The organism is Methylobacterium sp. E-012, assembly GCF_057836545.1.
This window is the reverse complement of sequence record NZ_JBYQEY010000001.1, coordinates 3,043,040-3,062,489: the sequence shown is the minus strand read 5'-3', so window position 1 is coordinate 3,062,489 and position 19,450 is coordinate 3,043,040. Positions and strand designations below refer to the sequence as shown.

Below are 19,450 nucleotides of genomic sequence, written 5' to 3'. Positions count from 1 at the left end.
CCGCCCGCCGTCAGCCGGCCGGTTTCACGCCGCGGCCGGTGAAACCGGCGCTCACACCACCACCGGCACCGCCTCCTGCGCGCCCACGCCGAAAACCCGGCGGTAGCGGGCGATGTCCTCGGCCGGACCCTGCGCCTTGGTGGGGTTGTCGGAGAGCTTGACGGTCGGCCGCCCGTTCGCCTCCGTGACCTTGCAGACGATGGAGACCGGGTCGAGCTTGCCGTCCGGGAGGAGGCCGCGGAAGTCGTTGGTGAGCAGGGTGCCCCAGCCGTAGCCGATGCGCATCCGCCCATGGAACCGGGCGTGGATGCGCTCGATCTCGTCGATGTCGAGCCCGTCGGAGAAGATCGCGAGCTTGTCCCGGGGATCGTGCCCGCGGCCCTGCCAGAACCGGATCACCTCCTCGCCGCCCTCGATCGGGTCCTTCGAGTCGATGCGGATCCCGGTCCAGCCGCTCACCCATTCGGGGGCGTTCGCCAGGAAGCCGGTGGTGCCGTAGGTGTCGGGAAGGATCACCAGGAGGTTGCCGCCGTAATCCTCCTGCCAGTCGGCCAGCACCGCGTAGGGGGCGGCGGCGAGCGCCGCATCGTCCTCGGCGAGCGCCGCGTAGACCATCGGCAATTCGTGGGCGTTGGTGCCCACCGGCTCGACCTCCTGCCGGGCGGCGATCAGGCAGTTCGAGGTGCCGAGGAACGCGTTCCCCAGACCCTCCGCCATGGCCTGCACGCACCAATCCTGCCAGAGGAAGCCGTGGCGGCGGCGGGTGCCGAAATCCGCCACCGACAGGTCCGGCAGCTTCTGCAGCCGCTGGATCTTCTCCCAGACCCGGGTCATGGCCCGGGCGTAGAGCACCTGCAGGTCGAGCTTGCCCAGCCCGCGCAGCACGGCCCGGGCTCGCAGCTCGTTGAGGATCGCCAGCGCCGGCACCTCCCATAGGGTGGTCTCGACCCAGGGGCCGTGGAAGGTCAGCTCGTACTGGCCGTCCTGGACGGCGAGTTCGTAGTCCGGGAGCCGGAAATCCTCCAACCACGCCACGAACTCGGGCTCGAGGATCCGGCCCTGGCCGCGGAAGACGTTGCCGCGCAGCCACGTCACCTCGCCCTTGCTGAGGCGCAGCGTGCGGGCGTGATCGAGCTGCTCGCGCAGCAGCTCGGCATCGACCTCGTCGGCGATGCGGATCCGCCGCGTCCGGTTGGTGATGCCGAAGGTGGTGCGGATATCCGGGTGCCGGCGCAGGATCGATTGCGCCATCAGCAGCTTGTAGAAATCCGTGTCGAGCAGCGACCGCACGACCGGGTCGATGCGGAAGCTGTGATCGTAGACCCGCTTGGCCAGATCGAGCATTCTCTTGGCACTCTGCCGCGCTTCGATCGCGCAGAGCGCATGCCCCACCCGCCCGCGTCAAGAAAAAGGGCGGCCCGCCGATCCGGCGCGCCGCCCCCGAGACCCGCGTCGTCCGAACGCGGACGATCAGGCGAGATCGACCTTCTTGGTGTCGGTCTTGGGGCTCTCGCCGGTGAGCGAGGCCTTCACGTAGCCGTAGAGGTGCAGCATTGTGCTGTTGGGGCTGTCCCAGTACTCGCCCTTCTCCGGATGGACACGGAGCAGCGCCACCTCGGGGTCGTTCTTGCCGTTCGGGAACCAAGTCTTGAGGCTCTCATTCCACTTCGCGTCGATCTTGGCCTGATCGCGCACGATCTCGGCCTTGCCGGCCACCGACACGTAGGTCTGGCTCGACGGGTCGGAATAGGCGAGGTTCACTTGGTTGTCCTTGCTGATCTCCTCGGTCTTGGGCGAGTGCAGCTTGGTGAAGAACCACAGGTCGCCGTTCTCGTCGGCGTCGTTGTTCCACATCGGGCGGCTGTTGAGCGTCCCGTCGGAATCGGTGGTGGTCATCATGGCGATCTTCACGTCCTTGATGAGCTCGAACAGCTTCTTCGCGCCCTCGTGGTCGCGGTGGTTGCCCTGATGCATGAATGTCGTCTCCTAACGCGTCTCGTCGGTCTGTCCGGACGGCGATTCGCCGGTGCGCGGGCGCGCGCCGGAGAGGTCCCCGCCTGAAGGCTGCCCCGACAACGGATCAATCTCCCGTTGGTTCAGCGTGCTCGCGCGGTGAGGGAGGTTCGCATGGGGGCCGTTCGGGTTGGAAACCGCAGTGCCACGCTGCTGGTGATGGGCGCGCTCGGCTTCCCCGTCCTGCCGGCGGCCGCGGAGGTGCGCTTCGGCGCGGGCGTGCGCATCGCCGGCCACGACTTCTCGCACCGGCGCTCCGGCAGCGTGCATATCGAGCGCGTGAAGCGGCTCCGCGGCCCGCTCGGCTGCCGCCACCAGCGCCACGGCCTCGACAGGCGCGGCGACGGGACCGTGGTGCGCGGCCCGATGGAAACCTACACCCTCATCGCGCGCCCGTCGGCGCGTTGAGCGTCCCGTCGTTTCACGAACCCGCTTTCGCGAACAGCGCCTCGATCTCAGCCATCGGCTTGAAGAGCCGGTCAGGCAGATCGGTCAACCGCAGGAATTCGTGGCGCTCGTAGAACGAGGCTGCGGCCGCGTCCTTCGCGTCGACGACGACCGCCAGGGTGGCTGCCTCGCTCCTGAGGCAGCGTCGGAACGCGTCGAGGAGAAGGAGCGTGCCGAAGCCCTCTCCGCGCCGCGTCCCATCGACCGCCAGTCGGCCAAGTAATGTCGCGGGCAGGATGGGGTAGCGCGGCAACTTCTTGACGAGCGTCGCCGGCAGCTCAGCCGACCGGATCGAGGTGTTCGAGAGGGTGTAGAACCCGATGACGGCGGCCGATGGCGGTTCCAGAAGAACGTAGGGGGCAGCCACGCGCCGCCGCGCATCCTGTCCGGCCTGCATGCAGAGGTAGCGGTCCAGCGCCTCGACGCCGCAGGCGAAACGGGACCGGTCGTGCCGCGCTGGGTCGAGGGCGGCGATGACCGGCATCGACGAGCCGTTCACGTCGCGTCGTCGCCCATCCGCGTCCGGAAGGTCGCGACCCGTTCCCGCATCCGCCGGCCCGGTTCGCGAGGCTCGACCAGGGCCTCCACGAAGGCGCGGGAGTCCCGGACACTCAATTCGATCATCGCGTGCTCGGCGATGGCGCGCTTGGCGGCATCCTGGAGGCTTGTCAGGACGAAATCGGTGACGCTGCGCCCTTCGAGGGCCGCAGCGTGCGTGATCAACGCCTTCTGTTCCGCCGTGACGCGCGTTTCCAGCCGTTCCGCCCGTCGCCGCCGCACACCGTCAGATCGCTCTGCATCGGCCATTGCCGCCTCCGATCGGGCAAAGTGTACGGCCAGCGACCGGATCTTTCCAGAGCGGATCGGCGCATCCTGCGTGAGAGCCCGGTCTGACCCGAATCGCTGTCCGGGGTCTGGTGTTCTCGCCGCGCTTAGTTACATGCAGCTGGCATACCGACTTTCCCCCGTGGAGGACGACTTGGCGATCACCCGCGACGACGTGCTGAAGGCGCTCGCCAGCGTCACCGTCGATGCCGCCGGCACCACTCTGCCCGGCTCGGGCCGGCTGTCGGAGGTCGTGGTCGATCCGAGCAATCGGGTGATGTTCTCGATCCTGGTCGATGCCAGCGAGGCCGAGCGGTTCGAGCCGGTGCGGCGGCAGGCGGAGGGGCGCGTCCTGCAGATGCCGGGCGTCTCGGGGGTGTTCGCGAGCCTGACCTCCGAGCGGGGCCCGGGCCATCCGGCCCAGAGCGGCGCCGCGCCGCGCCCCGTGACACCGCCCCCGGTCGCCCCGCCCCGGCCCGGCGCGCCGCCGAACCAGGGGCCGCAGATCCCGGGCGTGCGCCACATCGTGGCGGTCGCCTCCGGCAAGGGCGGCGTCGGCAAGTCCACGACCGCCTGCAACCTCGCCCTCGCGCTTCAGGCCCAGGGGCTGAAGGTCGGCCTGCTCGATGCCGACATCTACGGGCCGTCGGTGCCAAAACTGTTCGGCCTGTCGGGCAAGCCCAATGTCGTCGACAACAAGGCCATGGAGCCGATGGTCGGCTACGGCCTCAAGGTCATGTCGATCGGCTTCCTGATCGAGCCCGAGACGGCGATGATCTGGCGCGGCCCGATGGTGCAATCGGCCATCACCCAGATGCTGCGCGACGTGCTCTGGGGCGAACTCGACGTGCTCATCGTCGACATGCCCCCTGGCACCGGCGACGCGCAGCTCACCATGGCGCAGGCGACGCCGCTCTCCGGCGCCGTGATCGTCTCGACGCCCCAGGATCTCGCGCTGATCGACGCCCGCCGGGGCGTGACCATGTTCAAGAAGGTCGCGGTGCCGATCCTCGGCGTCATCGAGAACATGGCGACCTTCGTCTGCCCGAATTGCGGCCACGCCTCGCACATCTTCGGGCATGGCGGCGCGCGGATCGAGGCGCAGCGCCTCGGCGTGCCGTTCCTCGGCGAGGTGCCCCTCGACATGATCATCCGCGAGACCTCGGATTCCGGCCGGCCCGTGGTGGCGACCGATCCCGATGGGCCCCACGCCAAGGTCTACCGCGCCATCGCCGCCCAGCTCTGGGCGAACCTGTCCGGGGCGCCGGCCGGGCGGACGGCGCCGAAGATCGTCTTCGAGTGATCGTTTGGACCGCCCGCCGATCCTGGGTCTGATCCTCGCCGGCGGCCTCGGCCGGCGCATGGGCGGGGGCGACAAACCCCTGCTCCGGCTCGGCGGCCGGACCCTGCTGGAGCACGTCGTCGCGCGGCTCGGGCCGCAATGCGCGGCGGGCCTGGCGCTCAGCGCCAACGGCGATCCGGCGCGGTTTTCCGGGTTCCCGGGGCCGGTCCTTCCGGATCCCCTGCCGGGGACGCCCGGGCCGCTCGCCGGCATCCTCGCCGGGCTGGATCACGCCGCGGAAAGCGGCATCGCGCGGGTGATCAGCGTCTCGGGCGATACGCCCTTCCTGCCGGCCGATCTCGTGACGCGGCTTTCGGCGGTCGCGCCTGAGGCCGGCATCGCGCTGGCGGCGTCCGGGGCGCGGCAGCACTACACGATCGCGCTCTGGCCGGCGGCCCTGCGCGGCGCTCTGCGGACCTATCTCGAACAGGGCGAGCGGCGCGTCGGCGCGTTCATCGCCCGCCACGGGGCGGCTTCGGCGTCCTGGCCGGCCGAGCCCGTGGACCCGTTCCTGAACATCAACACGCCGGAGGATCTGGCGGCGGCGGAGGCCATCAGTCTCACAGCCGGCATTTGAGGCGGTATCCCATCCGAGGCCTCAGGCCAGGATGCAAAGGAGTGAGATCGCCCGCGCGTGATCGAGCGGGCGATTCGAGGCTCAGGCCGCGCCCACCGTCGCCTTCACGATCTTGTCCGGGGAGCGCGGCGGCTCGCCCTTGTTGATCGTGTCGACCACGTCCATGCCCTCCACGACCTTGCCCCAGACGGTGTATTGCTTGTCGAGGAAGCGCGCGTCGTCGAAGCAGATGAAGAACTGCGAGTTCGCCGAGTGCGGGAAGTTGGTCCGCGCCATCGAGCAGGTGCCGCGCACGTGCGGCTCGGCGTTGAACTCGGCCTTCAGGTCCGGGAGCTCCGAGCCGCCCGAGCCGGTGCCGGTCGGGTCGCCGGTCTGGGCCATGAAGTTCTCGATCACCCGGTGGAACGGCACGCCGTCGTAGAAGCCCTGGGAAGCCAGGGTCTTGATCCGCTCCACGTGACCCGGGGCGAGGTCGGGGCGCAGCGCGATCACGACGCGGCCCTTGGTGGTCTCCAGCACGATGGTCTCGTTGTCGGCCATAGATCGATCCTTTTCCGGTTGAGGGAACTGTATCGGCGCGCGCCGGATCCGGCCAGCGCCTGTGAGGGGATCGCCGGCGCTCAGGCCGGCGGGCGATAGACGAAGCGCAGCGCCACCGGCCGCCCGGCGATGGCGCGGCCGAGGCCCAGGGTGATGTGGGCCGGGGTGCAGCGCGCCATCGCGTCGAGGGTGCCGCGCACCAGGGTGGTCCGCTGATCCGTGGAGACACCGGCCACGTAGGTGACGCGCGGCGGCCCGATCAGGCTGCCGTCGCGGCGCAGCGACAGCCGGAGGGTGATCTCGATGTCGTCGGACTCATGTGTCGGCCGTCCGAGCCCGGCCGGCACCTGCCAGCAGGCGGCGAGCGCCGGGTAGAGTTCGGCGAGGGTGTCGGCGGGCTTCGTCGCCACCCGGGAGACCGGCACTGCGATCGTGGCGCGCAGGGTCTGCGGCAGGCTCAGGGGATAGGCGCCGCCGGGTTCGAGGGCGTAGCCGTAGAAGGGCCCGCCCTCGTAGGCCCTGGCGACCGCCGGCGCGAAGGTCAGCAGGAGGATCGAGGCGGCGCGCCGGCCCAGCATCGAGCCTCTACTTGGCCTTCTCGGCCATCGTCATGCTGACGATCTTGTCGGGGTCCTGCACGGAGCCCCCCGGCGCGCCGGGGGCGGCCTTCTTGATCTTGTCGAGCACGTCGAGTCCGTCCGTGACGTTGCCCACGATCGTGTACTGGCCGTTCAGGTTCGGTGCGTCGGCCAGGCAGATGAAGAACTGCGAGTTCGCCGAGTTCGGATCCTGCGAGCGGGCCATGCCCACCGTGCCGCGGCGGAACTGGGCCGATTGCGAGAACTCCGCCGGGATGTTCGGCAGGCTGGAGCCGCCGGTGCCGTTGCCCTTCGGGTCGCCGGTCTGGGCCATGAACCCGTCGATCACCCGGTGGAACTTCAGGCCGTTGTAGAAGCCCTGGTTCACCAGCGTCTTGATCTGCTTGACGTGCTTGGGCGCGAGTTCGGGACGCAACTCGATGGTGATCCGTCCATCCTTGGTCTGGAGATAGACCGTGTTGGCGTCGGCGGCGCGGGCCGCCGTAGCGGTGCCGAGCGTCAGGGCGAGCGCGAGGAGGGCGTGGCGTCGGTTCATCGAAGGCCTTTCGGGTTCAGGACTGTGCGGCGAAGCGCTGCCGGAGGCGCGCGGCCACGGCGGCGGGCACGAAGGGCGAGACGTCCCCGCCCATGCCGGCGATCTGGCGCACCAGCGTCGCGGTGATCGGCCGCGCCTGCGTCGAGGCGGGCAGGAACACGGTCTGCACCTCCGGCGCCATGGCGCCGTTCATGCCGGCGAGCTGCATCTCGTAATCGAGATCCGTGCCGTCGCGCAGGCCGCGGATGAAGATCGCGGCGCCGCAGCGCCGGGCAGCCGAGACGGCGAGATCGTCGAAGGTGGCGATCTCGAGCGTCGCGCCCTCCGCGGCAGCCACCGGTCCGCAGGTCTCGGTGAGGAGCGCGGCCCGCTCCTCGGCCGAGAACAGCGGCGCCTTGCCGGGATGCACGCCGATGGCGATCACGAGGCGGTCCACCAGCCGGCAGGCTTGGCGGACCACGTCGAGATGGCCGTTCGTGACCGGATCGAACGAGCCGGCATAGAGGGCGGTGCGGGTCATCGGGGCCCGGCCTAGAGCATTTTTGCGCCGGACGGAACCTCGGGGTGAGACGGCCGGGGGCCTCACACCTCCTCGGGGCCGCCCTCCAGGCCGCCCTCAATGCCGCCCTCTGGGCCAACCTCCGCGCCACCCTCGTCCTCGCCCTCGATGTGCTCCACCGAGACGACCTTCTCGTCCTTGGCGGTGTTGAACACCGTCACGCCCTGCGAGGCGCGGCCGACGATGCGGATGTCGTCCACCGGCACCCGGATCAGCTGGCCGCCATCGGTGACCAGCATGATCTGGTCCGTGGCCTCGACCGGGAAGGAGCCGACGAGGCTGCCGTTGCGGTCGTTGACCCGCATGGCCGTGATGCCCTTACCCCCGCGGCCCGAGGTCCGGTACTCGAAGGACGAGGAGCGCTTGCCATAGCCTCGCTCCGAGAGCGTGAGCACGTATTGCTCGGCCGCGCCCATCTCGGCGTAGCGCTCCGGCGAGATCGCGGCGGCCTCGGCGCCGTCCTCGGCCTCGATCTCGGCGCCCTCCTCCGCCTCGCCGGTGACGGCACGGCGCATCTTCAGGTAGCCGGTCCGCTCCTCGGCGCTGGCGTCGAAGGCGTTGAGGATCGTCATGGAGATGACCCGGTCGTCTGGGGCGAGCAGGATGCCGCGCACGCCGGTGGAATCGCGGCCCTTGAACACGCGCACGTCCTCGACGGGGAAGCGGATGCACTGCCCCTTGGCGGTGGTGAGCAGCACGTTCTGGTCCGGCCGGCAGATCTCGACATGGACGATGTGGTCGCCCGGATCGAGCTTCATGGCGATCTTGCCGTTGCGGTTCACCGTGGTGAAGTCCGACAGCTTGTTGCGCCGGACGCTGCCGCTGGCGGTCGCGAACATCACGTCCAGCGTCTCCCAGGAGGCCTCGTCCTCCGGCAGCGGCATGATCGTGGTGATTCGCTCGGAGGTGTCCTGCAATTGCAGGATGTTGACCAGCGCCTTGCCGCGGGCGTTCGGGGCGGCCATCGGCAGGCGCCAGACCTTCTCCTTATAGGCCTGGCCCTGGCTGGAGAAGAACAGCACCGGCGTGTGGGTGTTGGCCACGAACAGGCGGGTGACGAAATCCTCGTCGCGGGTGGCCATGCCGGAGCGGCCCTTGCCGCCCCGGCGCTGGGACCGGTAGGTCGAGAGCGGCACGCGCTTGACGTAGCCGGCATGGGACACGGTCACCACCATGTCCTCGCGGGCGATTAGATCCTCGTCCTCGACGCTGCCGTCGAAGTCGACGATCTCGGTCCGGCGCGGGGTGGCGAACTGCTCGCGCACCTCGACCAGTTCCCGCTTCACGATCGCCTGGATGCGCACCCGGGAGCGCAGGATGTCGAGATAGTCGGCGATCTCGTCGGCGAGCGTCTTCAGCTCGTCGCCGACCTCGTCGCGGCCCAGGGCGGTGAGGCGCTGCAGGCGCAGGTCGAGGATGGCCCGGGCCTGGGTCTCGGACAGGCGGTAGGTCCCGTCCTCGGCGACCCGGTGGCGCGGGTCGTCGACCAGCGCGATCAGCGGCGCGATGTCGTGGGCCGGCCAGTCGCGGCCCATCAGCGCCTCGCGGGCCGAATTCGGGTCCGGCGATGTCCGGATCAGCCGGATCACCTCGTCGATGTTGGCGACCGCGATGGCCAGGCCGCACAAGACGTGGGCGCGCTCGCGGGCCTTGCCGAGCAGGAACTTGGTGCGCCGGGAGACGACCTCCTCGCGGAAGTCCACGAAGGCCTCGAGCAGGTCCTTCAGGTTCATCAGCTCGGGGCGGCCGCCGTTCAGCGCCACCATGTTGCAGCCGAACGAGGATTGCAGCGGCGTGAACCGGTAGAGCTGGTTCAGCACGACATCCGCCATGGCGTCGCGCTTGATCTCCACGACGATGCGCATGCCGGTGCGGTCGGATTCATCGCGCAGGTCGGAGATGCCCTCGACGCGCTTCTCCTTCACCAGCTCGGCGATCTTCTCGACCAGCGTCGCCTTGTTCACCTGATAGGGGATCTCGGTGAAGATCAGCGCCTCGCGCTCCTTGCGCAGCTCCTCGACATGCGACTTGGCGCGCATGATCACCGAGCCGCGTCCCGTCGCGTAGGCCTGCCGGGTGCCGGCCCGGCCGAGGATCATGCCGCCGGTGGGGAAGTCCGGCCCGGGGATGATCTCGGTGAGCTGTTCGATGGTCAGCCCCGGATCGTCGATCAGCGCCATGCAGGCGTCGATCAGCTCGCCGAGGTTGTGCGGCGGGATGTTGGTCGCCATGCCGACTGCGATGCCGCCGGCGCCGTTGGCCAGGAGGTTCGGGAACCGGGCCGGGAGGACCTTGGGCTCCTCCCGCGATTCGTCGTAGTTCGGCTGGAAATCGACGGTGTTCTTGTCGATGTCGGCGAGCAGCGCGGTCGCGGGCTTGGCCAGGCGCGATTCGGTGTAGCGCATGGCTGCCGGCGGATCGCCGTCGACCGAGCCGAAATTGCCCTGCCCGTCGATGAGCATCAGGCGCATGGAGAAGTCCTGCGCCATCCGCACCAGGGCGTCGTAGATCGATTGGTCGCCGTGCGGGTGGTAGAGACCGATCACGTCGCCGACGATGCGCGCCGACTTGACGTATTTCCGCTCGGGCAGATGCCCGGATTCGAAGGCGGAATAGAGGATGCGCCGGTGGACCGGCTTGAGGCCGTCGCGGGCGTCGGGAAGCGCCCGGCTCACGATCACGCTCATCGCGTAATCGAGGTAGGAGCGGCGCATCTCGTCGGTGATGGAGACGGGGCGGATGTCGCTGGCGGGCGGGGCGGTGCCAGTCGGATCGTTCTCGGCCAAGTCGATTTCCGTTCTGAAGCCCGGATGGGCGGTGCTCGCGGCCGTCGACCGACGCGCGATGCGCCGGGACGGTCCCGCGGAAGAGCAGTGATATCAGACGGTTAAATAAAGTTTTCCGAGGCCCCCCGCAAGGCCGCCTCCCGGCCTGTCCGGGCCGGGCGGCGGGTCGGTCGGCTCAGTAGAACGTGAGGTTCCGGTGGCCGACGGCGCGGCCGGGCCGGGCGTGATGCGGGCGGACGTGATGAAGGCGGTGCCCGTGATGGCGATGCCAGTGATGACGGTGGCGGCGGTGATGCCAGTGGCGCCGCCCGTGATGGCGCCGGTGCCAGTGGCGCCGGTAGTGCCAGCGGGCCAGCTGCACCGCCGGGGCGGGTGCGGCGGCCGCGGCGGTGACCGGGACCGGAAGGGGGGCCGCACGCGCGGGCACCCCCGCCAGCCCGCCGATCAGGGCGGCAAGGAGGACCAGGATAGGCCAGGGTCGCATCGTCTCTCTCCCGTGTTGGCGCCCAAACGATCCTGCGGATCCGGGCCGGCACGAGGCTCGCGCCGCGGGCAGAAACGGCCAAGGTCGGCCAACGGTTCGCCGGTCATGACTGCGCAGATCGGAAACCCGCCCCGGCCCGCCGCCGCACCGCCCTTGCGCCCCGGGGCGGAACGCCCAGTTTCCCGATGCCCCGCCCGGGCCGTTCGCCGCCCGGGCCCCCGACGAGCCCGCGCCAGATCTCCATGCCCTTCGCGTTCCCCGACACATTCCGGGCCCTCCTGCCGCGCCGGTTCCGGAACCGGCGCCCGCGGGTCGCCGTGGTCCGGCTCTCCGGCACGATCGGGGCGGTCTCGCCGATCCGCCCGGGCCTCTCGATCGCCAGCGTGGCGGGCAGCCTGGAGCGGGCCTTCGGGATGCCCGGGGTCAAGGCCGTGGCGATCGTGATCAACTCGCCCGGCGGCGCGCCCGCGCAGTCGCACCTGATCCACCGCCGGATCCGGGCGCTGGCCGCGGAAAAAAGCCTGCCGGTGATCGCCTTCGTGGAGGATGTCGCGGCCTCGGGCGGCTACATGATCGCCTGCGCGGCCGACGAGATCGTCGCCGACCCGACCTCGATCGTCGGCTCGATCGGGGTCGTGTCCGCCGGGTTCGGCTTCCACGGCCTCCTGGAGAAGCTCGGCGTCGAGCGCCGGGTGCACACCCAGGGCGAGGCGAAATCGATGCTCGACCCGTTCCGCCCCGAGGACCCCGCCGACGTGGAGCGGCTGAAACGCATCCAGGCCGACATCCAGGACCTGTTCACCGGCCTCGTCACCGCCCGGCGCCCGGCCCTGTCTCCGACCGAGAACCTGTTCACCGGGGCGGTCTGGACCGGCCGGCAGGCGCTGCCGCTCGGCCTCATCGACGCCCTGGGCGACCTCCGCACGACGATGCGCGCGCGCTTCGGCGAGACGGTCGACCTGCGCCTCGTGGCGGAGGCGCGGGGCGGGCTGGTCGCCCGCCTTCTGCGCCGGGGTGGGGCGCCGGGCGGGATTGCCGCGGACGCCCTGGCCGCGTTGGAGGAGCGCGCCGCCTTCGGCCGGTTCGGTCTCTAGGCGCGGGCGTCTCAGCCCTGCCCCGCGCGCCGGGCGGAGACGCGCGCCAGGGCGGCGAGGTCCTTCTCGCCGTCGCCGTGGCTGATCGCCTCGATCAGGCCGTCGCGCAGGACGCTGGCGAAGGGCATCGGCACGCCCGCGCCCTCGGCGGCCTGGAGCGCGAGGCGCACGTCCTTGGCCCCGAGCTTGAGGATGAAGCCCGGCGGCTCGTAGCGGTTCTGGGCGATCGAGGCGCCGTAGCCCTTGTAGACCGGCGAGGCGAACAGGGTGTTGGTCATCAGGTCGAGGAAGTCGGCGCCCGCGACTCCGTGGCCCTCGGTGAGGGCGCAGGCCTCGCCCATGGCCTCGATCGCCGAGATCAACATGAAGTTGCCGGCCAGCTTGACGGCGTTCGCCCGCACCGGATCGTCCCCGAACCGCCAGGTCTTGGCGCCCATGGCGTCGAGCAGCGGGCCGGCCCGGTCGATCAGCTCCGCAGCCCCGGCGGCCACGATGTTGAGTTTGCCGGCCTCCGCCACGTCCGGTCGCCCGAAGACCGGCGCCGAAATGTAGGGGACGCCCGCCCGGTCGTGCACGGCCGCGAGCTGCTTGGCGAGCGCCACCGAGACGGTGCTCATGCCGATATGCAGGCCCGGGCGCTCCGGCCGGTCGAGCAGGCCGCCGGCCACGATCACGGCCTCGAGCGCCGCGTCGTCCGCCAGCATGGTGACGACGGCGTCGCCCGCAAAAGCCTCCGCGGCGCTGCCCACCGGGGTCACCCCGTCGATGCCCTGCGCCGCTGCCAGCGTGCGGTTCCAGGCCCGGACCCGGTGGCCGGCCCGCGCGAGGCTGGCGGCCATGCCCCGGCCCATCCGCCCCATCCCGATGAATCCGACGTCCATGGCGTTCTCCTCGCTGCGTCCGCCGTATCGACCCGGACCGGGCTGCGACGGCGCAGGCGGGGATTTGTCCCGATCGCCGGACATGGCAAGCTCGCGTCATGCTGCGCAATCGCATCACAGATATTCCCGGCCTGCGGGTCGGCCACGCCAGCGACCTCACGCTCGCCAGCGGCGTCACCGCGATCCTGTTCGACGCGCCGGTGGCCGCCTCCGTCGATGTGCGTGGCGGCGGGCCCGGCACCCGCGAGACCGATCTGCTCGATCCCGAACGCACCGTGGAGCGGATCGACGCGCTGGTGCTCTCGGGCGGCTCGGCCTTCGGGCTCGACGCGGCGGCGGGCGTGACCGCGTGGCTCGCCGAGGCCGGGCGGGGTTTTCCGGTGGGCACCATGCGCGTGCCGATCGTGCCGGGCGCGATTCTGTTCGATCTCCTGAACGGCGGCGACAAGGCCTGGGGCCGCTACCCGCCCTATCGCGAACTCGGCTTCCAGGCCGCCGCGGCGGCCGCCGAGGCTTTCGAGCTGGGCTCGGTGGGGGCCGGGACCGGCGCGCGCACCGGGCGCCTGAAGGGCGGGATCGGCACGGCCTCGGCCCTGGTGGCGGGCACTGGCTTCCGGGTCGGGGCGCTCGCGGCCGTCAACGCCTTCGGCAACGCAACGATCGGCGACGGGCCGCATTTCTGGGCGGCGCCGTTCGAACAGGCGGAAGAATTCGGCGGCCTGGGCTCGCCGGCCCGGGTGCCGGACGATGCCCTCGCCTTCCCGGCCCGGACGCTGCCGGGGGCCGCCACGACGCTCGCCGTGGTGGCGACCGACGCGGCGCTGACCAAGGCGCAATGCCGCCGCCTCGCGGTGGCGGCCCAGGACGGCCTCGCCCGCGCCCTCGTGCCGGCGCACACGCCGCTGGACGGCGATCTGGTCTTCGCGGCGGCCACCGGCGCCGTGCCGCTCGCCGACCCGGTGGCGGACCTTGCCCGCCTGGGCGATGCAGCCGCGCGGGTGCTGGCGCGGGCCGTGGCGCGCGGGGTTTTTTGCGCCACGCGGCTGCCGGGTCATGCGGTGGCGTCGCCACTGGCCTGGACGGGCCTGCCGCCGGCTTGGGGTGACGTGTTTCGGGGCGTTCAAGTTTAGAAATTGCGCACGCGGGACTTGTCAGTTCGGCGCCAGGAAGAACCACTTGTCTGGCGCGAAGCGTATCACCTTGCCCTCGAACCGATCGTAGAATTCCGGCACCGTGTTGAACACGACTTCGCGTCCAGCAAGGATCTGGATGGCATGCTCGATTCTTGGTCGTTCCGACATGCCGAAGACGCTTACGACGACGTGGCTCCAGGATCGTCCGTCGCATCCCATCGTTCTGCAGTATCAACACACCAAATCCCTCAGCGCGGCATCCAGCCCGCGATGAGGGGCCGTCTCACACCTCCCCGCGGGCATCCTCGATCAGCTGTGCCAGCCCGGCATCGACCTCCGCGCCGAGCATCTTCCGCTCGGCGTCGGTGAGATCCTTGGCCCAGGCGGTGCCGCCAAACCCCTCCGCGCAACGCGCCCGCTCGGAGGCGATGTAGGCCTCGGTCTCTTCGGGCTGCGTCTTCATGGCGTGGACGAGGCCGAACCACGCCGCCCGCTCCACCACGGCGAGCCGCGCCCGCAGGCGGATTGCCGCCGCCTTGTTCGGATCGATGCCTTCGTCGCTCATGGCCGCTCCTGCGTATCCTGTTCGGCGAGCCGCGCGATCAGACCCTGGAGTTGTCCAGGCACCGGCTCGCTCGCCGAACGCGCGTAGAGCACGCGCAGTTGCCGGCCGATCTCGGCGAGGCTCATGGAGCCCTTGGCGATCACCCGGTCGGCCTGCTTGTTCAGGCTCTCCTTCTCGGCATGGGTGATCTCCTTGGCGGTGAGCACCACCACCGGCACGTCGCCGTCGGGCCGGGCGCGCAGGGCCCGCAGGAAGCCGAACCCGTCCATCTCGGGCATCATCAGGTCGAGGAGGATCAGGCTCGGGCGGGCCTGGCTGAACCGGTCCAGGGCGATGCGGCCGTTCTCGGCCTCGTCGACGGTCCAGCCCTCCCGGCCGAGCGACCGGCGCAGGCGCTCGCGGGCATCGGCGTCGTCGTCGACCACCAGCACCCGGGCCTCGTTGGGCGCCGCCGGCCGGTAGCGCTCCATCAGCCCCTTGAGCCGGTCCCAGTCGATCGGCTTGACGAAGTAGTCGGTGGCGCCGAGCGCCTGGCCGAGGCCCTGTTCGGCCACCACCGAGGTCATGATCACCGGCGTTCCGACCAGATCGGGATCGCTGCGCACCGCGTGCAGCACCGCCCAGCCGTCCATGCGCGGCATCTCGACGTCGAGCAGGATCGCCCGCGGCTTCAGGGCCCGGGCGAGGGTCAGGCCGGCGCGCCCGTCATTGGCGCTGCGGACGTGGAAACCCTCGCGTTCGAGGAAGCGCTGGAGCAGCTCGCGGGCGGCCGGATCGTCGTCGACCAGCAGCACCGTCTCGTGCTGCTCGTGCGGCTCGACCGGTTTGTGGGCCTCGACCTCGGCCGCGGGCGACTCCTCGGGACTGAGCGTCGCGGGCAGGCGGATCGTGAAGGTCGCGCCCGCGCCCGGGACGCTGGTGACGTCGATGTCGCCGCCCATCGTCTGGCAGAAGGCGCGGGTGATGGCGAGCCCGAGGCCGGTGCCGCCGAACTGGCGGGTGGTCGATTCGTCGGCCTGCACGAAGCGCTCGAACAGCCGTTCGATCTGCTCCGCGCTCATGCCGATGCCGGTATCGGTCACCGCGAAGGACAGCCAGTCCGCCTCCGCCTCCCGGTGCCGGCGCACCGTCAGGGTGATGGTCCCCGTCTCGGTGAACTTGGCGGCGTTGCCGATCAGGTTCAGGAGGCACTGGCGGATCTTGGTCTGATCCTGGTGCATGGAGCCCAGTTCGGCCCCCGCGTCCTCGCCCGCGTCGAGCACGAAGCGGTTGCCCTTCTTCTCCACCAGGGAGCCGGTGGAGTCGGAGACGTCCCGGAGCAGGTCCGACACCGAGAAGGTCTCGGCCGAGGCGGTCATGCGCCCGGCCTCGATCTTGGAGATGTCGAGCACGTCGTTGATCAGCGACAGGAGGTGGCGGGCCGCCGCCTCGATCTTGCGCAGGTCCGGCAGGAGGGCGGCTTGGCCGATATCCTCCAATTCCTCGCCGAGCATCTCGGAATAGCCGATCACCGCCGAGAGCGGGGTCCGCAGCTCGTGGCTCATGTTGGCGATGAACTGGCTCTTGGCGCGGTTGGCCGCCTCGGCGGCCTGCCGGGCCCGCTCCACCGCCTCCTCGGCCTCCCTGCGCTCGGTGACGTCGATGCAGGTGCCGACCCATTCCCGCAGGGTTCCGTCCTCGGCGAGCACCGGCACGCCGCGCACCTCCATGGCGCGCCACGCGCCGTCGTGGCGGCGCAGGCGGTACTCGACCTCGTAGGTCCGGCGCGCCTCCACGCAGGCCGCCCAGGTATCGGCGGCCTGCGCCCGGTCGTCGGGATGGACCGCGTCCAGCCAGCCCCAGCCCTGATAGGCCTCCTCGGTCTGCCCGGTATAGATGCTCCAGCGGACCTGCGGCGGCATCAGTTCCCCCGCCGCGTTGGTGTTCCAGATCACCGCCGCCGAGGCGTCGACCAGAGCCCGGAAGCGCTGCTCGGAATGGCGCAGGCGCTCCTCGATCGCCCGCCGCCCGGAGATGTCGGTGTTGGTCCCGTACCAGCGCAGGATCCGCCCGGACGCGTCCCGGTGGGGCCGCGCCTTCGACAGGAACCAGCGGTAGGTCCCGTCCTGGCCCCGCAGGGGGAACGTGTCCTCCCAGGTGCTCCCGAGGGCGATGGCGGCCTGGTAGCGCTCGGTCACCGCCGCGACGTGGTCGGGATGGTGGACGGTGCGCCAGCCCCAGCCGCGCATCTCCGCGAGGGACGTGCCGGTGTAGTCGTACCAGCGCTGATTGTACCAGACGATGGTGCCGTCCGCCTCGGCGATCCAGGCGAGCTGCGGCAGCGTCTCGGCGAGAATCCGGTAATCGGCATCCGTGACGGCCTGCGCGCCGCCCTCAGTCTCGCTCATCGGCTAAGCGCTATCCCCTCATCCGCCCGCGGCGGCCCTGTACCGGTATGCCTTATACACGCATCCCGTCCGGATCCGATCGCAACCGCGCGGGCGCGGCGTTGCGGCGGTCGCGCAGGGCGTCGATCGTGTAGAGGGCGAGCGCCGCCCAGATCAGGGCGAGCATCGTCGCCCGCGGCGGCGCCACCCGCTCGCCGAAGGCCAGCACGCTGAGGCCGAGCAGGCAGGTCGGGGCGACGTATTGCAGCAGCCCGAGGGTGGTCAGGCGCAGCCGCACCGCGGCGGCGGCGAACCAGATCAGCGGCAGGGCGGTGGTGAGCCCCGTCAGCATCAGGAGTGTGAGGCCCGCCGTCTCCGCGGGCAGGAACGGCTCCGGGGACAGGGCCAGCCACACCACCGCCGCCGGCAGGAGCACCAGGGTCTCGGCCAGGAACCCAACCAGCGCGTCGACCCCGACGATCTTCCGGACGAGCCCGTAGAGGGCGAAGGTCACGGCCAGCGACAGGGACAGGACCGGCAATTCGCCGGCCCACACCACCGCGATGGCCACGCCCGCCGTCGCGACGGCGACCGCCGCGGCCTGCATCGGCCGCAGGCGCTCGCCGAGCACCACCCGCCCCAGCGCCACGCTGACCAGGGGGTTGATGTAGTAGCCGAGGCTCGCGTCGAGCAGGTGCCCGCTGCTGACCGCAGAGAGGTAGAGCAGCCAGTTCACGCCGATCATCACCGCCGAGAGCAGCAGCAGGGCGTGGCGTGGCCGCAGGGGCAGCGGCAGGTTGAGGCGGTGGCGCGCCGCGAGCACCAGCGCCAGCGTACCGGCGAACAGGCTCGACCAGACGATCCGCTCGGCCAGGATGTGGTTCGGGCTGTAGGCGCCGAGCAGCCGGAAATGCAACGGGACCAGGAGGCCCCAGCTGAGGTAGGCGGCGAGCGCGTAGACGAGGCCCACGGGTTCCTCCCGGCCGGCCCGGCGGGCAGCCGGGTGCCGGGGCTTTAGCCCGGGGCCGCGGCCCCGGTCAGGTGGGGCGGCGCAGGGCTGCCATCCCGGCGACCGGCGCTCAGGCGGCCCGGAGCGTGGCGAGGAAGCGCCGCACCTCGCCGCCGAGATCCTCCGACTGGCACGCCAGCGCGGCGGCGGCGGCCAGGACCTGATCGGCGGCCGCGCCAGTCGCCTCCGACGCCTCGGCCACGCCCGCCATGTTGCCGGTGACCTCGCTGGTGCCGGTGGCGGCCTGCGCGACGTTGCGGACGATCTCCTGGGTGGCGGCGCCCTGCTCCTCCACGGCGGCTGCGATCGAGGAGGCCACCATGTCGATCTCGCGGATCCGCGCCGTGATCGTGGCGATTACCGAGACCGCCTGGCCGGTCGCCCCCTGGATGCGGCCGATCTGCTCGGAAATGTCGTCGGTCGCCCGGGCCGCCTGGGCGGCGAGCACCTTGACCTCCCCCGCCACGACCGCGAAGCCGCGGCCGGCCTCCCCGGCCCGGGCCGCCTCGATGGTGGTGTTCAGCGCCAGGAGGTTGGTCTGGCTCGCGATGGCGGCGATCAGCTCCACGACGGTGCCGACCTTGGCGGCGGCGGCGCTGAGGTCCTGCACCAGGGCGGCGGTCCGGGCGGCTTCCGAGACGGCGTTCTGCGCGAGCGTCGCGGAGCCGCTGACCTGCCGGCCGATCTCCAGGACCGAGGAGCCGAGCTGCTCGGCCGCGCTCGCCACCGTGTTGACGTTGGCGGCGGCCTGCTCGGCGGCGGCGGCCACGGTGGTGGACCGGTCGGCGGTCCGCGCGGCGGTCTCGGTCATGGTCCGGGCGGTGGCCTGCAAGGTGGCCACCGAGGCGGAGACCAGGCCGATGATCCGGCCGACCGTGTCCTCGAAGCCGCCGGCGAGCTCCAGCAGGGTCCGGCTGCGCGCGGCGGCGGCCGCCTCGTCCGTCAGCCGTTTGCTCTCGGCCCGCTCGGCCGCGTTGCCGGTGACCAGCGCCTTGATGCCCTCCACGGCCTTGCCGATGGCGCCGATCTCGTCCCCGCGCCGCGCCTCCGGAACCTCGGTGCCGAGGTCCCCCCTGCGCCATGGCCTTCAGGGCGGCCGTCAGCCGGCCGAGGGGGCGCGTGACGCCGAAATTCACCACCAGCAGGCCGACCAGGATGCTCGCCGCGATGCCGCCCGCCGACAGGCCGATCACCCAGAACAGGGTGGTCTGCGTCTCCGCACCCAGCGTCGCGGACCCCGTCTGGATCGCCGCGCCCAGGTCGTCGGCGAAGGTATCGAGTTCGGCAAACAGCGTCTTCTGGAGGGGATCCACCTTCCTGTGGGCGAGGGTCAGCGCCTGGGCGCTCATGCCCTTCTTGACCATCGCGCACATCTCGCCCGTGAGCGTGACGTAGCTGTCGAGCAGAGCCGCGATCCGGTCGGTCCGCTCGTGGAAGGCCGGCGCGTTCCGACGCACGCCATCCACGAGCTTCGCGGCTTCGGGCGGCAGCGGCTCGAAGGCGGCGCCGATCCGGTCCGACTCGTCCGGATCGGCCTCGCCGAGGGCGCGGAAGGCGACGTAGCTCATCTGATAGACGACGCGGCCGAGGCGCGCGGCCATGGTGGCCGCCGTGGCGTCGTTCTCCAGATAGGCGCTATAGGCCGCGTCGACCGCGACCGTACGCTTCGAGATATACCATAGATACCCGACGGAA

Annotated in this window: 21 protein-coding genes; 6 read left to right on the top strand and 15 right to left on the bottom strand. The window is 71.0% G+C overall.

From position 1 onward, the window contains the following. Positions 1-51: 51 nt before the first annotated feature. Positions 52-1,344: a nicotinate phosphoribosyltransferase gene (gene pncB, locus AC3IF1_RS14875; RefSeq protein ID WP_489218211.1), complete on the bottom strand. Its 1,293-nt coding sequence runs from the start codon at positions 1,342-1,344 to the stop codon at positions 52-54. 126 nt (positions 1,345-1,470) lie between these two features. Next, on the bottom strand, positions 1,471-1,974 hold the full coding sequence (locus AC3IF1_RS14870) for a pyridoxamine 5'-phosphate oxidase family protein (protein WP_243969658.1): 504 nt from the start codon (positions 1,972-1,974) through the stop codon (positions 1,471-1,473). 198 nt (positions 1,975-2,172) lie between these two features. On the opposite strand from AC3IF1_RS14870, the gene AC3IF1_RS14865 reads away from it, so the two are divergent. Further along, positions 2,173-2,421 carry a hypothetical protein gene (locus AC3IF1_RS14865; RefSeq protein WP_489220394.1) on the top strand — a complete coding sequence of 83 codons (249 nt, stop codon included), beginning with the start codon at positions 2,173-2,175 and terminating at the stop codon, positions 2,419-2,421. A gap of 13 nt (positions 2,422-2,434) precedes the next feature. On the opposite strand, the gene AC3IF1_RS14860 is transcribed toward AC3IF1_RS14865, so the two are convergent. Further along, on the bottom strand, positions 2,435-2,959 hold the full coding sequence (locus tag AC3IF1_RS14860; RefSeq protein ID WP_489218210.1) for a GNAT family N-acetyltransferase: 525 nt from the start codon (positions 2,957-2,959) through the stop codon (positions 2,435-2,437). Next, the gene (locus AC3IF1_RS14855) at positions 2,956-3,267 is read right to left on the bottom strand and encodes a type II toxin-antitoxin system TacA family antitoxin (RefSeq protein ID WP_489218209.1); all 312 of its coding nucleotides are present in this window, start codon (positions 3,265-3,267) and stop codon (positions 2,956-2,958) included. Before AC3IF1_RS14855 ends, AC3IF1_RS14860 begins: the two co-directional genes overlap by 4 nt. Before the next feature lie 172 nt (positions 3,268-3,439). Between AC3IF1_RS14855 and AC3IF1_RS14850 the strand changes: the two genes are divergently transcribed. Continuing rightward, positions 3,440-4,588, top strand: a complete 1,149-nt coding sequence (locus tag AC3IF1_RS14850; protein WP_489218208.1) for an Mrp/NBP35 family ATP-binding protein — start codon at positions 3,440-3,442, stop codon at positions 4,586-4,588. Between the two features lie 4 nt (positions 4,589-4,592). Beyond that, a complete protein-coding gene (gene mobA, locus AC3IF1_RS14845; RefSeq protein WP_489218207.1) occupies positions 4,593-5,204 on the top strand; it encodes a molybdenum cofactor guanylyltransferase MobA in 612 nt (203 codons plus the stop codon). An 81-nt stretch (positions 5,205-5,285) separates the two neighbouring features. Here the strand turns inward: mobA and AC3IF1_RS14840 are convergent, their stop codons facing one another. From AC3IF1_RS14840 to AC3IF1_RS14815, 6 genes are all read right to left on the bottom strand, one after another. After that, complete coding sequence (locus AC3IF1_RS14840) at positions 5,286-5,744, bottom strand: peptidylprolyl isomerase (protein WP_489218206.1); 459 nt, start codon at positions 5,742-5,744, stop codon at positions 5,286-5,288. Positions 5,745-5,824: 80 nt separating this feature from the next. Beyond that, positions 5,825-6,322, bottom strand: coding sequence for a hypothetical protein (locus tag AC3IF1_RS14835; protein ID WP_489218205.1), 498 nt, complete (start codon positions 6,320-6,322; stop codon positions 5,825-5,827). 7 nt (positions 6,323-6,329) lie between these two features. Continuing rightward, positions 6,330-6,878 carry a peptidylprolyl isomerase gene (locus tag AC3IF1_RS14830; RefSeq protein ID WP_489218204.1) on the bottom strand — a complete coding sequence of 183 codons (549 nt, stop codon included), beginning with the start codon at positions 6,876-6,878 and terminating at the stop codon, positions 6,330-6,332. 16 nt (positions 6,879-6,894) lie between these two features. Continuing rightward, complete coding sequence (gene coaD, locus AC3IF1_RS14825; RefSeq protein WP_243969644.1) at positions 6,895-7,398, bottom strand: pantetheine-phosphate adenylyltransferase; 504 nt, start codon at positions 7,396-7,398, stop codon at positions 6,895-6,897. Positions 7,399-7,460: 62 nt separating this feature from the next. Beyond that, the gene (gene gyrA, locus AC3IF1_RS14820; RefSeq protein WP_489218203.1) at positions 7,461-10,223 is read right to left on the bottom strand and encodes a DNA gyrase subunit A; all 2,763 of its coding nucleotides are present in this window, start codon (positions 10,221-10,223) and stop codon (positions 7,461-7,463) included. A gap of 175 nt (positions 10,224-10,398) precedes the next feature. Continuing rightward, positions 10,399-10,707, bottom strand: coding sequence for a hypothetical protein (locus AC3IF1_RS14815; RefSeq protein WP_243969640.1), 309 nt, complete (start codon positions 10,705-10,707; stop codon positions 10,399-10,401). 242 nt (positions 10,708-10,949) lie between these two features. Between AC3IF1_RS14815 and AC3IF1_RS14810 the strand changes: the two genes are divergently transcribed. Continuing rightward, entirely contained in the window at positions 10,950-11,801 is an 852-nt protein-coding gene (locus AC3IF1_RS14810) for a S49 family peptidase (protein WP_489218202.1), read from the top strand. Between the two features lie 11 nt (positions 11,802-11,812). Here AC3IF1_RS14810 and AC3IF1_RS14805 read toward each other — a convergent pair whose 3' ends face one another. Further along, positions 11,813-12,682, bottom strand: coding sequence for an NAD(P)-dependent oxidoreductase (locus AC3IF1_RS14805; protein ID WP_489218201.1), 870 nt, complete (start codon positions 12,680-12,682; stop codon positions 11,813-11,815). A gap of 98 nt (positions 12,683-12,780) precedes the next feature. Between AC3IF1_RS14805 and AC3IF1_RS14800 the strand changes: the two genes are divergently transcribed. Further along, positions 12,781-13,812, top strand: coding sequence for a P1 family peptidase (locus AC3IF1_RS14800; protein WP_489218200.1), 1,032 nt, complete (start codon positions 12,781-12,783; stop codon positions 13,810-13,812). A gap of 286 nt (positions 13,813-14,098) precedes the next feature. Here the strand turns inward: AC3IF1_RS14800 and AC3IF1_RS14795 are convergent, their stop codons facing one another. The 4 genes from AC3IF1_RS14795 to AC3IF1_RS14780 form a co-directional block, all read right to left on the bottom strand. Continuing rightward, a complete protein-coding gene (locus tag AC3IF1_RS14795) occupies positions 14,099-14,380 on the bottom strand; it encodes a hypothetical protein (protein ID WP_243969633.1) in 282 nt (93 codons plus the stop codon). Next, positions 14,377-16,767: a hybrid sensor histidine kinase/response regulator gene (locus tag AC3IF1_RS14790; protein ID WP_243969632.1), complete on the bottom strand. Its 2,391-nt coding sequence runs from the start codon at positions 16,765-16,767 to the stop codon at positions 14,377-14,379. The genes AC3IF1_RS14795 and AC3IF1_RS14790 overlap by 4 nt, the downstream gene beginning before the upstream one ends. A gap of 52 nt (positions 16,768-16,819) precedes the next feature. Next, entirely contained in the window at positions 16,820-17,716 is an 897-nt protein-coding gene (gene rarD / locus AC3IF1_RS14785) for an EamA family transporter RarD (RefSeq protein ID WP_489218199.1), read from the bottom strand. A gap of 109 nt (positions 17,717-17,825) precedes the next feature. Continuing rightward, on the bottom strand, positions 17,826-18,761 hold the full coding sequence (locus tag AC3IF1_RS14780; RefSeq protein ID WP_489218197.1) for a methyl-accepting chemotaxis protein: 936 nt from the start codon (positions 18,759-18,761) through the stop codon (positions 17,826-17,828). Between AC3IF1_RS14780 and AC3IF1_RS14775 the strand changes: the two genes are divergently transcribed. Beyond that, positions 18,751-19,437 carry a hypothetical protein gene (locus AC3IF1_RS14775; RefSeq protein WP_489218196.1) on the top strand — a complete coding sequence of 229 codons (687 nt, stop codon included), beginning with the start codon at positions 18,751-18,753 and terminating at the stop codon, positions 19,435-19,437. The genes AC3IF1_RS14780 and AC3IF1_RS14775 overlap by 11 nt on opposite strands. The last annotated feature ends 13 nt before the right edge of the window (positions 19,438-19,450 follow it).

Excerpts from the sequence above, each read along its gene's own strand:
- pncB (WP_489218211.1), bottom strand. The coding sequence starts at position 1,344 with ATGCTCGATCTGGCCAAGCGGGTCTACGATCACAGCTTCCGCATCGAC.
- AC3IF1_RS14870 (WP_243969658.1), bottom strand. The coding sequence starts at position 1,974 with ATGCATCAGGGCAACCACCGCGACCACGAGGGCGCGAAGAAGCTGTTC.
- AC3IF1_RS14865 (WP_489220394.1), top strand. The coding sequence starts at position 2,173 with ATGGGCGCGCTCGGCTTCCCCGTCCTGCCGGCGGCCGCGGAGGTGCGC.
- AC3IF1_RS14855 (WP_489218209.1), bottom strand. The coding sequence starts at position 3,267 with ATGGCCGATGCAGAGCGATCTGACGGTGTGCGGCGGCGACGGGCGGAA.
- AC3IF1_RS14840 (WP_489218206.1), bottom strand. The coding sequence starts at position 5,744 with ATGGCCGACAACGAGACCATCGTGCTGGAGACCACCAAGGGCCGCGTC.
- AC3IF1_RS14835 (WP_489218205.1), bottom strand. The coding sequence starts at position 6,322 with ATGCTGGGCCGGCGCGCCGCCTCGATCCTCCTGCTGACCTTCGCGCCG.
- AC3IF1_RS14830 (WP_489218204.1), bottom strand. The coding sequence starts at position 6,878 with ATGAACCGACGCCACGCCCTCCTCGCGCTCGCCCTGACGCTCGGCACC.
- coaD (WP_243969644.1), bottom strand. The coding sequence starts at position 7,398 with ATGACCCGCACCGCCCTCTATGCCGGCTCGTTCGATCCGGTCACGAAC.
- AC3IF1_RS14815 (WP_243969640.1), bottom strand. The coding sequence starts at position 10,707 with ATGCGACCCTGGCCTATCCTGGTCCTCCTTGCCGCCCTGATCGGCGGG.
- AC3IF1_RS14810 (WP_489218202.1), top strand. The coding sequence starts at position 10,950 with ATGCCCTTCGCGTTCCCCGACACATTCCGGGCCCTCCTGCCGCGCCGG.
- AC3IF1_RS14805 (WP_489218201.1), bottom strand. The coding sequence starts at position 12,682 with ATGGACGTCGGATTCATCGGGATGGGGCGGATGGGCCGGGGCATGGCC.
- AC3IF1_RS14800 (WP_489218200.1), top strand. The coding sequence starts at position 12,781 with ATGCTGCGCAATCGCATCACAGATATTCCCGGCCTGCGGGTCGGCCAC.
- AC3IF1_RS14795 (WP_243969633.1), bottom strand. The coding sequence starts at position 14,380 with ATGAGCGACGAAGGCATCGATCCGAACAAGGCGGCGGCAATCCGCCTG.
- AC3IF1_RS14790 (WP_243969632.1), bottom strand. The coding sequence starts at position 16,767 with ATGAGCGAGACTGAGGGCGGCGCGCAGGCCGTCACGGATGCCGATTAC.
- AC3IF1_RS14775 (WP_489218196.1), top strand. The coding sequence starts at position 18,751 with ATGCCCTCCACGGCCTTGCCGATGGCGCCGATCTCGTCCCCGCGCCGC.